Below are 15783 nucleotides of genomic sequence, written 5' to 3'. Positions count from 1 at the left end.
ATGCATCGTCGGAATAACATTCCTCGCAAGTCATTGAACTACCGCACACCACTTGAAGTATTCATGAAGCACGTCACCGATGAGCAACTAGCTTTTTTCTAACTTAATTTGACATTTCGGGTATTTAAATAACGCTCGGTACTGCCCGTAACCTTCCTTCTCCAGGTCGGCCAGCGGGACAAAGCGCAGGGCCGCCGAGTTGATGCAGTAGCGCAGCCCGCCCCGGTCGGTTGGCCCATCGGTGAAGACGTGGCCCAAATGGGAGTTGGCCTGCTTGCTGCGGACTTCGGTGCGCTCCATTCCCAGGGACTGGTCCCGCTTTTCCGTCAGCTTGGCGATCGGCTTGGTAAAGGACGGCCAGCCGCAACCGGCATCGTACTTGTCCAGCGAGGAAAACAGCGGCTCCCCGCTGACCACGTCGACATAAATCCCCGGTTGGTCGAACCGGTCATACTTGCCGGTAAAGGGCCGCTCGGTCGCCGCCTCCTGGGTGACGGCGTATTGTTCCGGCGTCAGGCGCTGGCGCAGTTCTTCTTGCTTTTTCATTCTCAATTCCCCCCTTTAATTGCAAAAGGGGAGTGGGACAGAACTCGCTTGCGAGTTCGTCTTCCCACCCCCGCGAGGCTGGCTAGGTGTCCTGGGCGTTGATTTATCAACGCTCAGGATCCAGCCAGCTACCGCGCTGTAGCATTTATAGCTATAAAATAGCAAAGAGACCAGGTTAATTCCCGGCCCCCCAAGTTATTGAAGAAGATAACGTGGAAAATAACCGTGGGGCTAGTGTCTAGCTACGGACGAAAGCCGACGCCTTCAGCGTCGACTCCCGCCCTAGGCTAGCCATACGCCCCACTTTAGTGGTTATTTCCCACTTCCAATCTTAATTATACTTACTTTACTTCAACCGGTGAAGCAGGCTGCTCACCGTTGACCAGTGCCAGGTTGTTGTCGAAGGCCAGGACGACCATGTTGCGGACCGCGTGAGTCGTGTAGAAGGCCGTGTGCGGCGTTACCAGGACGTTCGGCCGGTCGATCAGGTCTTTAAGCCGGGCGTCTGGGAATTCCTTGCCCCGCCAGTCTTCGTTGAAGATCCCGACCTCGTTTTCGTAGGTATCCATCACGAAGCCAAAGAGCTTGCCGGAATCAAGCGCCCGGATGACCGCGTCGGTATCAACCAATGCTCCACGTGAAACATTGACCAGAACCGCGTCATCCTTCATCTTGGCAATCGTCTCGTCGTTGATCATCTTGATCGTGCTCTCCAGGGCCGGCACGTGCAGCGAGATCACGTCGGCCTGACGGTAAATGTCATCAAGCGAATCGACGTAGTAGCCGGCCGCTTCCAGTTTCGGGTCGTGGAAGACGTCGTAGGCAATCACCTTGGCGCCAAAGCCCTCCATGATCTGCATGTAGACCTGGCCGATATGGCCGGTCCCGACCACCCCGATCGTCTGATCACGCACCTCGCGCCCGATCGTCGGGGCCCAGCGCAGGTCACCTGCGGCAATCTTTGCGTCGAGGACCTTCGTCTGACGCAGGATCCGGGCCGTCTGAATGGCCGCATGCTCGGCAATCGCGTTTGGCGAGTACACCGGCACGTTGGTGATTTCAAAGCCGCGTGCCTTGGCGGTTGCCATGTCGATGTTGTCGACACCAACGTTCCGCAAGGACATCTTGGTAATCCCCTGATCGGCCAGGGCGTTGAGGGTCTCCGGCGTGTAGTCGAGCTGCTGGTAGACAACCACGCCGTCAGCACCGGCGGCTTTGGCGGCGGTGTCCGGCGTCAACAGATCAGCCGTGTAGTCGACCTCAACCTCGGGATGGCTTTTTGCCCATTCCTTTAAGTAGGGTTCTTCATCTTTACGAATACTGTACGCGAAAATCTTGGTCATAGCGTTTCCTCCATTTCGTGGTGCGAATACTGTTAGTTGCGGCCGAAACGGCTCCTCTAATTCATTATCCCGGAAACGATTTCACAAGCCAAGCAGTCGGTCCGAAACATTGCTAATTCTTAAAGAGTTGTTCTTGCTTGATCCCCGCGCCGCCAACCGCCATAATTGACCCCAAAGACTTAAAGGAGGCTTTCTTATGTTCGCTTTACCCCTCGGCATCGGCCAGGTCCACGCCTTTCACGAATTATTCAAGGCCAATCCACGACTAGCCATTCTCGTCCTGCTTGTTTTGATTGCCCTGGCCTTTTACTTCAACAACCGCCGCTAGTCACAATTCTTTATACTTCCACACTCTTCCACCAATTTGTCTTAATAAGCTGCGTTAATTCGACATTTATTCTATAATTAAGATAGTAATACTTTGGGAGGGGTGTTAATTATGAAGCGTTTATCGAACAAGCAAAAATTAGCCATCATCCTGGCGATCGCCGCGGTGGCCCTAATCCTGCAGTACGCTCTTCACCAGCCGCTCTGGGCCCAGGGACTGGTCACGATCGTGGGAGCGATCATGGCCATCAACATGTTCATCGGGATGATCAAAACCCTGCGCTCCGGCAAGTACGGGGTCGACCTACTCGCCATCATGGCGGTGGTCGCCACCCTTTCGATCAGCGAGTACTGGGCCGCCATGGTGATCCTGGTCATGCTGATCGGTGGGGACGCCCTCGAAGACTACGCCGCCCGCAAGGCCAACTCGGAGCTCAAGTCCCTGCTCGACAATTCGCCGCAGACGGCCCACCTGCTGACCGCGGCCGGCACCAACGACGTCGAGGTCGACTCTGTCCAAGTCGGGCAAAAGGTCCTGGTCAAACCCGGGGAATTGGTCCCGGTCGATGGGCAAATCATCAAAGGGAGCGGTTCCTTCAATGAAGCCTCCCTGACCGGGGAGTCCAAGCCGGTTGACAAGGAGATCGGCGACACGGTGATGTCCGGGTCAGTCAACGGTGACAACGCGGTCACGATTACCGTCACCAAGCTAGCCAAGGACAGTCAGTACCAGCAGCTGGTGAAACTGGTCAAGGAGGCCGAGAGCACCCCGGCCCACTTCGTTCGGCTGGCTGACCGGTACGCGGTGCCCTTCACCATCATCGCCATCGTGATTTCGGTAACCGCCTGGTGGCTCTCCGGGGATCCGCGGCGCTTCGCCGAGGTGCTCGTGGTCGCCTCGCCGTGTCCGCTGATCCTGGCGGCGCCCGTTGCCATGGTTTCGGGGATGAGCCGGGCCTCGCGAAACGGAATCGTCGTGAAAACCGGGAGCGTGCTTGAGAAGCTGGCCGCCGCTAAGACGGGCGCCTTCGACAAGACCGGGACAATCACCAACGGGCAGCTAACCGTCGATGAGGTTCTCCCGGCTGCCGGTGCCGACAAGGACAAGCTCCTGCAGATCGCGGCCAGCGCCGAGCAGGACTCGTCCCATATTCTGGCCCGGTCCCTGATTGCCTACGCCAAGGACGCGGGGACCAAGCTGCTGGATGTCAGTGACCTGACCGAGACTACCGGGATGGGGGTTGCCGCCAAAATCGATACTCAGGTGGTCAAGGTCGGCAAGCTTAAGTTCGCTGCACCCGATAGCGGGCAGCCCCTGTTGAAGACAACTGCCATCTACATCAGCCTTGATGGTCACTACTACGGAGCGGTCACCTTCACCGACCACATCCGGCCGGAAGCCGCCCAGACGATGACTAAGCTCAAGGACCTCGGCGTTACCAACCTGATGATGCTGACCGGGGACCAGCGGGCAATTGCCGAGCGGGTCGCTAAGCAGGTCGGAATTACTGACGTCCGGGCCGATCTCCTGCCGAAAGATAAGATTGCCGCTTTGAAGAGTGTCCCGCAGGATCTTCACCCCGACTTTATGGTCGGCGACGGGGTCAACGACGCGCCATCCCTGGTCACCGCCGACGTCGGCATCGCCATGGGGGCCCACGGGTCTTCGGCAGCCAGCGAGTCGGCCGCGGTCGTGATCCTAAAGGACGATCTCTACAAGGTCGCCAAGGCGGTGGCAATTTCCGAGGATACCCTGAAGATTGCCCGCCAGGCCGTCCTGATCGGGATTGCCATCTGTACCCTCTTGATGCTGATCGCGACGACCGGGATCATCCCAGCCTTCGTCGGCGCCATGCTCCAGGAAGTAATCGACACCGTCTCGATCCTCTGGGCGCTGAAGGCACGGCAGCTGCATGATTAAAATTGAGTGGAAAGTAACCTAGTATCATTTAAAAAGTGACTGGGAGGAAAAATTTCCTTCCAGTCACTTTCGTTTTTAAATATCTGAAAGATAATGTGAAAAATAACCGTAGGGCTAGTGGTTATTTTCCACTCACCTTTAATTTTAATCCCGCCGCAGCTGCATGCGGTCGTTAAAGAACTTGGTTAAGAAGAGGACGACGGCCAGGTAAACCATCCAGAGAATCCACGGGGTTGCCGACGAATCGAGGAGGTTGAAAAGCCAGCCCATTGAACCGATAAAGTGGCCGTTGCTGTAGTCAAGGGTCACACCATCGACGGCTGACATCAGCATCATCAACAGAATGATCATCACTATCGGCAGGCCGATCCCAACAATTACCTTCCCCTTCCGACTGAGGAGGCCAAAGCCATTGCCGATTGCCTGAAAGGTCAGCACCGTTGTCAGCAGACCCAGCAGGTGAATCAGCAGCGCGCTCCAGCTGCCCATTGGCCGGTAGGTAAGGGCCAAGAGCTCGTCGATCAGGTCAATCAAAATGGTCGAAAGCAGCAGGGCTAAGAGGCGCCCCTGCCACAGGGTCCATCGTGAAACACCGTTTTGGATCGCCCACTTAAAGTCGCTATAAGGCGTCACCAGAAAGTAGATGGCCAAAACGACGGGAAGAATGTTCGCCAGGGTGGTCGGAATCCCCTGCAGGCTGACCAAGAATGATTGCAGATTATGGTTAAAGATCAATGCCAATAAATCAAAAACCAGCTCAACGCCGACCACCCAGGCCGCGGCGGTCAGGGCCGCAATACCCAGCTGGTGCAGGACGTTGGTTGTGACCATTTCCTTCTTTGTGCTAATCATGGTTGTTTTCCCCTCCGTTCGTTAAGTAGATGAATAGGTGCTGCAGGTCGTAGTGGCCGAGCTGAACCTGATCGGGCAGGATCCGATCATCGTCGAGGTCATCGTAGACGTAGGCGGTCCGCAGCTTTCCTATATCCTCGACCTTCAGAACCCGCAGGCCGGCGGTATATTGGTCAACCAACCTAGCCGGGCCGCTGACGCTGTGTGCCCGGTCCAGCATCTCCTGGACGTCCGAATCCGCGATAACCTTGTGCTGGCCAATGATGATGACGTGCTCCACCAGTTGCTGAACCTCCTCGATCAGGTGGGTCGAGAGCACAAAGGTCCGCGGCTGGGCCTGGTAGCTCTTCAAAAGTTCCTGGTAGAAAAGCTCCCGGTGGCTGGCGTCCAGGCCGAGCACCGGTTCATCCAGCAAAACATAGTCGACCGCCACGTTAAGGGCCAGGATCACTTTGGCAATCGTCTGCTCCCCGGTCGACAGGTCGTTGAGGTGGGCCGATTCATCGAGGCCAAACAGTTTCAATTGGCGTTCTGCCGTCTGGTAGTTGAAATGTCCATAGGCGCCGTTGGCCAGGTCGAACATCCGCCGCACGCTAGTCCGCTTCGGGTAGAGGTTGGCCTCGCTCATCAAGAAGATCTTGCCCAGGGCGTCATCGTTATTATTAATATTTTCATTGCCCAGCTCAACCGTGCCGCTGGTCGGGAAAATCCGGTTGGTAATAATGTTGAGCAGGGTCGACTTTCCGGCCCCGTTGCTCCCCAACAGGCCGTAGATTTTGGCCGGTGCCAGAGTAAACGAAATGTCGTCTAGGACCGTCCGGCGGCCAAAGCGCTTCGTGACGTGCTTAATGCTTAATTGTTCCATCGTGTTCCCCCCGTTCGATCAGTTCAATCAGGTGCTCCGTGGTGATGCCGAGCTTGGCGGCCTCGACCAGGAGTTTTTTAACGTAGTCATTATAGAAATTGTCCTTACGCTGCTCCATGATTTTCTGGCGGGCCCCCGGACGGACAAACATCCCGATGCCCCGCCGCTTTTCCAGCAGGCCCGCATCCACCAGCATGTTCATCCCCTTCAGAACAGTGGCTGGGTTGATGTGCAGCTGCTGAGAAAGCTGGGTCGTCGACGGCACCTGGGTGTCCTCCTCAAAGGCCCCGGTGAAGATCATCTCTTCTAGCTGGGCGGCTAGCTGTTGATAGAGCGGTGCCGATTCGTCAAACTTGAATTGCAAAGGATCACCTTCTCTTCGCTTAGTTACTTATTTTGTTAATTACTTATGTAACTAAGTATATAGGCAACCAGGTCAAAATGCAAGTAAAAATCACCTGACGATCTCTCATCAGGTGATTTGATTAGTCAAATAACAATTCATACATCCGCGGCGCCAGGGGCTGCTCCAACAGCAGGTCCATCCCCACCGCGGCTTTTTTCTTTGGCCCCAACTGTTCTTCTTTAACCGTGCCGGGCTGGATCTCGGCTGGGCCCAAGTAGTATAATTGCTTGCCAGCCGCGTCCGAACGCTTGACAAAGAGGTGAAGCTGCACCTTAGGCCGGCCCTCGCTAACGCCGGCCAGCAACTCCCGCACCTCAGGCGAGCTCAGGTGGCGCGGACTCCGGGTGTACCAGCGCAGCGACTGCCCGTTGCGTAGCTGGTTATCGTAGACGGCATTGCGCTTTTCCTCGTCGTCCTTGTGATAGGTGATGAAGATCGGGCAGACATCCCCGGCCACCCGGTAGCCGTACATTGGTGCGCTGACGTCCAGCGGCCAGTTCAGCAAGCGGCAGGCGTCCAGACGGCTGTATTGCCGGTACATGGTGAACTGGTGTGCCGGATCATAGTCGTGACTGATCGCCAGGCCGGTGACAACGGCATCCATGAAAAGCCGTGCAAACTGCGGGTTATTCTGCAGGGCCGCTGTTAGCTGTGGGCTTAACCGGTAGCCTTCATTTTCCTCGAGGACCAGCGGCTGCCCGCCGTAACGGGCCTTCTTCGTCTGCTTGCCGGCCTTCACGTCAAAGAAATTCAGCGAGAGGATCGCCAGCACGGATCGCAGCGTGGCCGAGTCGGCATTGGTCCCCGTTTCTTTCAGCAGTTTGCGGTAACGTTCCCGCGAACACGCGGCGTGGCCCACTAGTTCCCGTAGCAGCAAAAGCTCATGGGGTCGCTTACCGTTCAGTAATTCCTTGGTCACAAAAGAAAGAACCGCACTCTCCTCCTTGCTCAGGGTTACCCGCTCCCCCATCCGGGTCAGGAAGCTGCCGTAGTGGGCTAGCCGCGAATTATCCGCGAAGACCAGCGGCGAGGTCGAGCCGAAGCGCTGAAAGTCGCGCAGGTATGGGACCCGGCCCAGCTTATTTTTCAGCTCCTGGTAGGATTGGCGCAAGCTGGTCATCGAATCGAGCTTAGTTTGTCCCAGAGAATGCAGGATTTGTTCAGTCGCCACCCGGGTGAAGTTAATTGTCGAGAGCCCGACAATCCCGGGCAGGCGGGCCTCGGCCCGGGCCCGGTCAAGGCTGCGGCTGGTGTCGTGATTGAGCGCCAGCGGGATCAGGTAGTTGTTTTTGTAATTGCCGATGAAGTCCAGGACGGTCAGGTAGTCCTTGCCCGGGTATTTGCGCAGGCCTCGGCCAAGCTGCTGGAGGAAGACGATCGCCGACTGGGTATTGCGCAGCATCACGACCTGGTTTAAGGACGGGATGTCGACCCCCTCGTTGAAGAGGTCGACAGTGACGATGTACTCCAACTTTCCGGCTTCCAGGTCCCGGACCGCCTGGTGACGCCGCGCGGCTGGATCCTGGTTGGTCAACGCGATGGCCGGGTGATCCTGGGCACTGAACTGGGCCGCTAATTCGTGGGCCTCGTCCTGGCGAGAACAGAAGACTAAGCCCCGTGGCTGCCGGCCACAATAGCCGTAGTAGTCCAGCTGCCGCAAGACGTAGCGCACCCGTTCCGGGGCCACCAGCCGCCGCAGCTGGGTGGTTTCGTCGATCGTCGTGTCACCGACCGTGTAGTCCTGGACGCCGACGTAGTGGAACGGCGCCAGCATCCCCGCCTCCAGGGCATCCTGCAGGCGGATCTCGTAGGCCAGGTGGTAGTCAAAATTGGCGTAGACGCTCTGCTGGTCGGGCCGTTCGGGCGTGGCCGTCATCCCCAGCCAGAATTGGGGTCGGAAGTGTTCCATGACCCGTTGATAGGACGGCGCGGCCACCCGGTGAGCCTCATCGATCAGGATGTAGTCGAACTCGTCCGGGTCAAAGCGCTCCAGCATCGCCGGCTGGCTCATCGTCTGGACGGTGGCGAAGAGGTACTTGACCCCGGTGTCGTGGCGATCCCCTGTCAGCATTCCGAAGTCCGTCGCCGGGCCGCCGATTACCCGCCGAAAGCTGGCCAGTGACTTGCGGGCGATCTGCTCGCGGTGGACCAGGTAGAGGAAACGGTGCGGCCGGAAGTCACGGACCGCCAGCGCACCGAGGTAGGTCTTCCCCGTCCCGGTGGCCGAAACAACCAATCCATGATGAGCGCCAGCTTTTACGAGGGCGTTCAGCTCTTTAAGGGCCGCGGCCTGCATTTGGTTTGGTTCAATCTTGGCTGTGGCGACTGATGCAGCTTGGACGGTGGGACGAACCGGTGGCCGCCAGCGCTGCGCGTAATCGCCCAGCCATTCCCGATCGAGCTCCCGGCTAGCCTGCTTCAATGCCGTCAATTGTTTCTTCATTTGTTCGGCCAGTGCTGCCTGGTCGCGGGTACTGACCTTCAGCGCCCACTCGGTGTTGGCCAGGAGCGCCGCACGGGTGAAGTTGGCACTGCCAATCACCACCGTCTGGTAGTCGCCGTGATCGAAGAGGTAGCCCTTGGCATGAAAGCCCCGGCCCGTTGCGATCTTGACGGTCAGGTTGGGAATCTTCAGCAGCTCTTCGAAGACCCGGGGTGAGTTGAAACCAAGGTAGTCGCCGGTGAGCAGCGTCCCCCGCACTCCCTTGGCGGCCAAATCGGCCATCACGACCTTGAAGGGCACCAGCATGTCGGCCGTGATGAAGGCCACCGCCCAGGTAAAGCTTCGGCAGGTGAGCAGTTCGCGCCGCAGAGTCAGCCAGATTTTGTCCTGCCCCTGATTGGTCAACAGTCCCGGTGACAACAGCTCGTGGCCGCGGTAGCGCTGGTCATAGAGCCCGTTTAAGATTGCATTTTCTAACGGATCCATCTTTTTCCTCCCCAATAATGAAGGCCCGCTTGCGTACACAAACGGGCCGGGATTTTTAAATAAACAACAAACTACCAGCCAGCAGACCACAGAGGGCGCCCACGATGACGTCGCGCGGGTAGTGAACCCCGCCGATCACCCGGATCAGGGCCAGGGCGGCCGCCAGGACAAGGAACAGTGCCCCCCAGAGCCAACTGAACCGCAGCACACACATGGCAATCGTGACCGCCGAAAAGACGTGGCGGCTCGGCATCGAGTCCCCCTTCTTGGTTCGGGGAATCAGGGGATCGATCGCCCATTCCTCGTAGGGCCGCGGGCTGTTCAGCCGGTCCCGCACCAGCGAGAGCAGGACGAAGCTGATCCCCGGCACGAGGACGAAGGGCAGCACCCGGTGAAAAGCCGCAGCCCAGCTCACCTGGCTCCCCAGCCAGATCAGGCCGGCAAGCAGGGCAATGTAGCAGCTGTACATCACGACTTCGATTAGATGGTTGAAGAGGCGAAGCAGGCGGATCCAGCCGGGATGACTGACGAACGGCGCGGTCAGCCGTTGATAGAAGGCCACATAGTCATGCTTGATCATGGCAGATCGTTGCCGGCCGCAAAGTAGATGTCGTACCATTCCTGCTTGGTCAACCGAATGTCGGAGCCGGCTGCACTGTCGGCGATGTGGGCCGGGTTCATCGTGCCGAGCAGGACCTGCATTTTGGCCGGATGCCGCAGAATCCAGGCTACTGCGATGGCGTTCTTGCTGGCGTGGTACTTGTCCGCCAGCTTGGCCAGCAGGTCGTTTAAGGCGGCAAACTGATCGTTGTTGATGAAGGTGCCGGCAAAGGTCCCGTACTGGAACGGCGACCAGGTCTGGATCGTCATCTGCTTGCGCCGGGCGTACTCGAGCAGGCCGCCGTCGTGGTTGATCGAGCGGGCGTCGGTCATGTTGGTGTGGAGGCCGAAGTCGATCATCCCCGTGTGGGCAATGCTGAACTGGATCTGGTCAACCAGCAGCTTCTGGTCGGTGGCCGACTGCAGGAGCGCGATCTGCTGGGGATTGAAGTTAGAGACGCCGAAGTGGCGAACCTTCCCCGCCGCCTGGAGCTCATCAAAGGCCGCCGCGACTTCCGCCGGGTCCATCAGCGGGTCGGGCCGATGGATCAAAAAGGAATCCAAGTAGTCGATTTCCATCCGCTGGAGGATCCCGTCGACGGCCTGAATGAGGTGCGCCTTGGACGAGTCGTAGCGGGTGATCTTGTTGTCGTTATTGGCAAAGAGGCCGCCTTTGGACTGGATGTAGAAATCATCCCGACTCAAGCCGCTCTTTTTGAAGGCCTGACCGAAGTGAATCTCGGAAGATCCCCGGCCGAGCACGGGATCGTTGCCGTAAATATCCGCCGAATCGATGAAGTTGATCCCGACCTCGTGGGCCATTTGCAGTGCTTCGACCGCCTGCGGGACAGGCAGGGTCCCCATCCGCATGATCCCCAGGGCCACGTTCGACGCTTCCCAATTGGTACCGCCAATTTTAACTGTTTGCATAGTTCTTGCCTTCTTTAATTTAAAATTCGAGTCGCCAAAACATCCTTAATCATTTTAAATGCTTTCCCTTTACTTTGCTAGGAAAATCTGCCCAGCGGTTTGCAGGCCGGCCAATCCGTGTTACATTGGACTAACTACGTAAACGGGGGGAATTAGATTGAACAAGCAAACCAAGGGGATCCTGCTCGCCGCGGGTGGAGCCTCACTCTGGGGCGGCTCCGGGGCCGCCGCCCAGTACCTTTTTTCGACTACCAATATTTCGACGACCTGGCTGGTGGCCGTCCGCCTGATCGCCGCCGGAATTCTGCTGACGCTCATCAGCGCGCTTAAGGCCCCGCACCAGGTCCGCGCCCTCACCCACCAGCAGCGCAACCTGGCCTACCTGCTTGCCTTCGCCCTCTTCGGCATGATGAACTCGCAGCTGACCTATTTTCTGGCGGTCAAGTACAGCAACGCGCCGACCGCCACGGTGATTCAGTACCTGCAGCCGGTGCTGATCATCCTCTGGCTGGCCGTCTCCCAGCGACAGTGGCCGCGGCGCTCTACACCCTCTTGCCCCGGCCGCTGCTGCAACGCTACGATGCCCTGGCTGTCTGCGGGCTGGCGATGCTGATCAGCGGGATCGTTCTCTTGCCGTGGCTGGTGACGATACCTCTGCCGCACCTGACCGCGGGCGACTGGTGGCTGGTTGCCTATATCATCGTCGGTGGGACGATGTTCTCCTACACGATGTTTCTGCAGAGCATCCGCTACATCTCGCCGTCGGTCACCGGGATTCTCAGCGCCTTTGAGCCCCTGATCGCCACCCTGCTGGCCGTGACCCTGCTCGGCACCCGGCTGACCCTGGCGGCCGTCGTTGGTTCGCTTTTGATTCTCTTCACCACGTTTCTCCAGGCGATCCCAATGCAAAAGCTGCTGGGACTGTTCCACCGCTCTTCTAGTCACGGCTAAATATTGAACAGGAAACGCCGGCCGACGTCAGCGGCGATCTCTTCGGGCGTCTCCTGGCAGCCATCCTGGATCCATTCCAGGAGGACAATCATGATGCCGCCCTCCACGAACTCCGCCTGGCGCTGGGTCAGGGAAAACTGTTCCTGGTACCGTTGCAAAATTAGCTGCATGTTCTTTTGAAACGACAGATAAATCAAATCGATTTGACCATCACGCACCAGCATCCTGATTTGCTGGTGCTTTTTTTGCCAATAGGAAAAGCTCAGGATCATGATGCTTCGCAAACTGACCTGTGATTGGTCCTGCTTGGCGAGTTCTTCCATAAAGTTCTTGAATTCGTGATCAAAGAATTTTTCAACGATGTCTTCTTTGCTCGTAAAATTCCGGTAGTAGGACAGGCGTGCAACCCCGGCCTTTTGGGTAATCGCTGTGATGCTGATCTTTTCAAAGAAATTCTTCTTGAGGAGTTCAAATAGTGCATCGGTGATGAGTGCCGACGCCTTGAGTGAGTATTCTGCCATCTTTTTCCTCCATGTAACAAAACGCGTTTGATTGTATCTTATAAAATTCCGTGCGGATCCGTATACTTCAATTATCAACAAAAACATTATTGAAGGGAAGGTCAGAACATGAAAAACTATCAAGCAGAATACGACAAGCTCCACATCAACTATCCCGTCAAGGAACGCAACAAGGAGGCCGAGTGGTGGTACTTCGACGCCGACCTCGACAACGGCGATCGGCTGGTCCTGATGTACTCGGTCAATGACACCCGGCTGTACCCCCGCAAGCCGTCCGTGCGATTTGACCTCTACGAAAAGAACGGACAAAATCATTCGTTCATCAATGAATACGTCGAAGAGGACGCCGCCTTCAGTCGTGAAAAGTGCGCTGCCAACTTCGCCAATCAGGAATGGTGCCGGGACTGCGGTGACTACTATGAAGTCCGGGCCCGCGCTAACGGTTACGAAGTAGATCTGTGCTTCTATTCTCAGGTCCCGGGCTGGCAAGCAGGCAAGGAAGGGCGCTTAATGTACAACCCGCAGACCGGGGACGAAAAGGCCTGGGTGGTGGCTCAGCCAGCAGCCCGGGTGGAAGGAAAGCTGGTTAAGAACCAGAAAACAATCACGGTCAAGGGGACCGGCTACCACGACCACAACTGGATGAACATGGATAACGGGGACATGCTCGACCACTGGCACTGGGGAAAGGTCCACACATCCGAATTGGCAGTTGACTACGGGATCATGATTCCAGCCACCCCGAATGTGGCACCGGCAATTACCCTCCTGGTCGAGGATCGAGATCATCTTTACCTGGAACCCGGTGACGAGCACCATCGCAAGGGCGAAGTCAGCTTTGAGCTGCTGGACACGGCCAAGGAACCGACGCTCGGTCTGTCCTTTGCCCAACGGCTGGTGATCCATGCCAAGACGCCAGAAATCAAGTTGGACCTGGACATCAAGGTCGATCACTTTGTCATGAAGGACCTAAACGACCTGCCAACTGGCGGGGAATCCGCTTATCGCTACGTCGGTAACGAAACTCTGACCGTCAAGCGTCACGGCCAGGAGGAAGTCGACGCGACCCATTCGCTGCACGAAGTTGTATTCCCGCATAAGGCCAACGAATAGAGCAGGTGGTTGAGACGATGACCCTCTTTTTAACCCTTGTCAGCGGGATCGCGTGGACGATTGTCTACATTGAATGCATTCGCCTGGGATTTAAGGAAAAGGCCTATAGCATGCCCCTCTTTGCCCTCGCCCTAAATATTGCCTGGGAAGGAATTTATTCCTTCGTCGACCTTCAGTCCTTTTCGGCACAAACGATTGCGAACCTCGTCTGGTTTGCCTGTGACCTGCTGATTGTCTACACTTATTTCAAGTTCGGGCGCAAGGAATTCTCTGCCAATAGTCAGCGGTTCTTCGTTCTAATTAGCATCACCGTTTTTGCGACCTGCCTGTTAATCCAGCTGGCCTTCTACTGGCAGTTCGGCCTGCGCTATGGCTCCCGCTATTCCGCCTTCTTGCAGAATCTAGTGATGTCGCTTCTCTTTATCGCGATGCTCTTCAAGCGTGATGGTAAAAGGGGGCAAAGCATGACCATCGCGGTTGCCAAATGGCTGGGCACCCTGGCGCCAACGATTTTGATGGGGGTTCTCCAAGAAGTCAACGTCTACGTCATCATCTGCGGTGCCTTGTGTTCGGTATTTGACATTGCTTACATTGTTCTCCTCGCCCGATGGCCTAAACTTTCTCGACAGAATTAAATTTTCCCAAAGGACTGGCAATTCAATCGTTTGCCAGCCCTTTTTTGGTCTACAAAATGTGCATTTCCTCCAACATTTAGTTATTCTCTTTTGAAATTGAAAGCGCTACAATGAGCATGATATCGGAATTAGTGGCAATTTCAAGTTGCCGCTTCTAATCTCGCATTCTGTGCAATGGTTAAGATTGGAGGTCAAAAATGCACCAAGTACGAAGAATCATCATGGCCTTTTGTGGCGTTGTTCTCTGTGGCTTTTGTGTCGGCGCCCTACAGAAGGCTGACCTCGGCGTGGATCCCTTCACCTGTTTCGTCACCGGAATCGCCAACATCTTTGGTTCCACCTACTCAACTTTTTACTTGATCCTCACCGGGCTCCTGTTGGCACTAGTCTTCATCCTGCGTCGTCACTACATCGGCGTGGCAACGGTTATTAACCTCTTCTTCACCGGGGTGGCAGCCGACGGAATGCACCGCCTGCTCGATCTCCTGGCACCGCACCCGGGACTAGGTTTCCGTGCAGCTCTAATGGCAGTCGCAATCGTCTTCTCCTGCCTGGCAGCGGCACTTTACTTCACCGCCGACCTGGGTGTTTCGGCCTACAATGCAATTGCCCTGATCGCCGCCTACCAATATAAACTCCTGCCATTCAAGTACTGCCGGATCATTAGTGACAGCCTCTGCGTCCTGGTCGGTTTTCTCTTCAACGTTACCCTCGGGGTGGGCACGATTGTCACCGCTCTCTTCATGGGACCGCTCACCCAGTGGTTCCGCACCCACGTCGCCGAACCACTCTTGGCAGGCGGCCAGCGTGCCGTGGCATAGCAAAAAGCGTTTAGTGAACCTGCAATCGATTCACTAAACGCTTTTATTATTTCAATTCTTTTTCCACTTGTTTCCGGTAGGCCCGCGGCGACAAACCGTACGTCTGCTTAAAGATCCGCGCAAACGAATTAGCATGGGTGTAACCACAAAGCGTGGCGATCTTTTCCACAGGCAAGGTCGTCGATTCCAGTAGGTGACGCGCCTTGGTGATCCGGAAATTACGGATATATTGTCCCGGTGTCAGATCGGTCACCTGCTTAAAAAGCACGGTGAGGTAACTCCGGTCAAGGTTTACCGCTCGGGCCAGCTGGTCAGCCGAGGCCGTCGCAGCGTGTTTTGTCAGGTAGTCGATTGCCCGATCAACATAGGAATTTTTCTGCTGGGTCTGCTGCTCTTGAACGATGGTCGAATCAGCGATTAGGCTCAAAAAGCGAAGTAGATAACTATTCGCTAACAGGCTATTGGCAACCGTGACGGGGCGGTGCTGGATAATCTGATTGACGCAATCGGCAAGTTCATAATAGTGAGAATTGCTGTACACGGGATTCTCCGCAGAAATCGCCAGCTGATTAACCACTTCCTGGGCATAGGCACCCGTAAAACCCAGCCAAACATAGGACCACGGCGTGACTGTATCAGCCTCGTAATCGGTCTGACAGTTCGGGGCAATGAAGAATCCCTGACCGGCGTGAAGGTGGTACCGGATTCCATTGACGCGAAAGGTCCCTGACCCGGATAAAATATAGTGGAGCAGGTAGTAGGGACGGACTGCCGGGCCGTATTGGTGCCCTGCCATGGTATCTGAGCGTCCTACCGAAGTAATACCCAGCAAGCTGTCCGGTTGCGTCGAGTAATCAAAGTTGATTGCTTTTTCCATCCCAAATTCCCCTTTCAATTTTAGGTAAGCCCGCCGTAGCGATACGTCTATTAATAAACCGCACGATCTCCTATACTGGTGACAACATCAATATAGGAGGTCGTTTTGTATGGAAGAAAAGTCTGAGATTATTACACCCGTTTTCA

15 protein-coding genes and 2 pseudogenes are annotated in these 15783 nt (G+C 56.2%); 7 read left to right on the top strand and 10 right to left on the bottom strand.

Annotation, left to right across the window (positions count from 1 at the left end; genetic code table 11):
• Positions 1 to 102: pseudogene (locus tag OCT58_RS08395) on the top strand (IS30 family transposase); the annotation flags it as partial.
• On the opposite strand, the gene msrB reads toward OCT58_RS08395, so the two are convergent.
• Positions 88 to 546, bottom strand: coding sequence for a peptide-methionine (R)-S-oxide reductase MsrB (gene msrB / locus OCT58_RS08390; protein ID WP_267202421.1), 459 nt, complete (start codon positions 544 to 546; stop codon positions 88 to 90). The pseudogene OCT58_RS08395 and the gene msrB overlap by 15 nt on opposite strands.
• A 341-nt stretch (positions 547 to 887) precedes the next feature.
• Positions 888 to 1889, bottom strand: coding sequence for a D-2-hydroxyacid dehydrogenase (locus OCT58_RS08385; RefSeq protein ID WP_267202420.1), 1002 nt, complete (start codon positions 1887 to 1889; stop codon positions 888 to 890).
• Between the two features lie 196 nt (positions 1890 to 2085).
• Between OCT58_RS08385 and OCT58_RS08380 the strand changes: the two genes are divergently transcribed.
• On the top strand, positions 2086 to 2217 hold the full coding sequence (locus OCT58_RS08380) for a hypothetical protein (protein ID WP_267202419.1): 132 nt from the start codon (positions 2086 to 2088) through the stop codon (positions 2215 to 2217).
• 111 nt (positions 2218 to 2328) lie between these two features.
• Positions 2329 to 4137: a heavy metal translocating P-type ATPase gene (locus OCT58_RS08375; protein WP_267202418.1), complete on the top strand. Its 1809-nt coding sequence runs from the start codon at positions 2329 to 2331 to the stop codon at positions 4135 to 4137.
• 144 nt (positions 4138 to 4281) lie between these two features.
• Here the strand turns inward: OCT58_RS08375 and OCT58_RS08370 are convergent, their stop codons facing one another.
• The 6 genes from OCT58_RS08370 to OCT58_RS08345 all read right to left on the bottom strand — a co-directional run bounded on the left by OCT58_RS08370 (position 4282) and on the right by OCT58_RS08345 (position 10719).
• On the bottom strand, positions 4282 to 4989 hold the full coding sequence (locus OCT58_RS08370) for a hypothetical protein (RefSeq protein ID WP_267202417.1): 708 nt from the start codon (positions 4987 to 4989) through the stop codon (positions 4282 to 4284).
• A complete protein-coding gene (locus tag OCT58_RS08365; RefSeq protein WP_267202416.1) occupies positions 4982 to 5854 on the bottom strand; it encodes an ATP-binding cassette domain-containing protein in 873 nt (290 codons plus the stop codon). Before OCT58_RS08365 ends, OCT58_RS08370 begins: the two co-directional genes overlap by 8 nt.
• Positions 5835 to 6218: a GntR family transcriptional regulator gene (locus OCT58_RS08360; protein ID WP_267202415.1), complete on the bottom strand. Its 384-nt coding sequence runs from the start codon at positions 6216 to 6218 to the stop codon at positions 5835 to 5837. Before OCT58_RS08360 ends, OCT58_RS08365 begins: the two co-directional genes overlap by 20 nt.
• 121 nt (positions 6219 to 6339) lie before the next feature.
• A complete protein-coding gene (locus OCT58_RS08355) occupies positions 6340 to 9189 on the bottom strand; it encodes a DEAD/DEAH box helicase (protein ID WP_267202414.1) in 2850 nt (949 codons plus the stop codon).
• A 55-nt stretch (positions 9190 to 9244) separates the two neighbouring features.
• A complete protein-coding gene (locus OCT58_RS08350) occupies positions 9245 to 9808 on the bottom strand; it encodes a phosphatase PAP2 family protein (RefSeq protein ID WP_267202413.1) in 564 nt (187 codons plus the stop codon).
• Positions 9766 to 10719, bottom strand: a complete 954-nt coding sequence (locus tag OCT58_RS08345) for an aldo/keto reductase (protein WP_267202412.1) — start codon at positions 10717 to 10719, stop codon at positions 9766 to 9768. The genes OCT58_RS08350 and OCT58_RS08345 overlap by 43 nt, the downstream gene beginning before the upstream one ends.
• A 157-nt stretch (positions 10720 to 10876) precedes the next feature.
• Here OCT58_RS08345 and OCT58_RS08340 point away from each other — a divergent pair.
• A pseudogene (locus OCT58_RS08340) lies at positions 10877 to 11670 on the top strand (DMT family transporter).
• Here OCT58_RS08340 and OCT58_RS08335 read toward each other — a convergent pair.
• Positions 11667 to 12191 (bottom strand): TetR/AcrR family transcriptional regulator, encoded by a 525-nt coding sequence (locus OCT58_RS08335; RefSeq protein ID WP_267202411.1) that lies wholly within the window; start codon positions 12189 to 12191, stop codon positions 11667 to 11669. The pseudogene OCT58_RS08340 and the gene OCT58_RS08335 overlap by 4 nt on opposite strands.
• A 108-nt stretch (positions 12192 to 12299) precedes the next feature.
• Here OCT58_RS08335 and OCT58_RS08330 point away from each other — a divergent pair, with 108 nt between their 5' ends.
• From OCT58_RS08330 to OCT58_RS08320, 3 genes are all read left to right on the top strand, one after another.
• The gene (locus tag OCT58_RS08330) at positions 12300 to 13304 is read left to right on the top strand and encodes a lipocalin-like domain-containing protein (protein ID WP_267202410.1); all 1005 of its coding nucleotides are present in this window, start codon (positions 12300 to 12302) and stop codon (positions 13302 to 13304) included.
• A 17-nt stretch (positions 13305 to 13321) separates the two neighbouring features.
• Complete coding sequence (locus OCT58_RS08325; protein WP_267202409.1) at positions 13322 to 13939, top strand: transmembrane-type terpene cyclase; 618 nt, start codon at positions 13322 to 13324, stop codon at positions 13937 to 13939.
• Positions 13940 to 14136: 197 nt separating this feature from the next.
• Positions 14137 to 14760 (top strand): YczE/YyaS/YitT family protein, encoded by a 624-nt coding sequence (locus OCT58_RS08320; protein WP_267202408.1) that lies wholly within the window; start codon positions 14137 to 14139, stop codon positions 14758 to 14760.
• A gap of 46 nt (positions 14761 to 14806) precedes the next feature.
• Here the strand turns inward: OCT58_RS08320 and OCT58_RS08315 are convergent, their stop codons facing one another.
• Entirely contained in the window at positions 14807 to 15637 is an 831-nt protein-coding gene (locus OCT58_RS08315; protein WP_267202407.1) for an AraC family transcriptional regulator, read from the bottom strand.
• Positions 15638 to 15783 lie beyond the last annotated feature (146 nt).

Source organism: Limosilactobacillus kribbianus (assembly GCF_026413145.1).
Taxonomy (GTDB): Bacteria; Bacillota; Bacilli; order Lactobacillales; family Lactobacillaceae; genus Limosilactobacillus; species Limosilactobacillus kribbianus.
The sequence above is the reverse complement of the archived record's forward strand: the minus strand, read 5'-3'. Positions and strand labels throughout refer to the sequence as shown.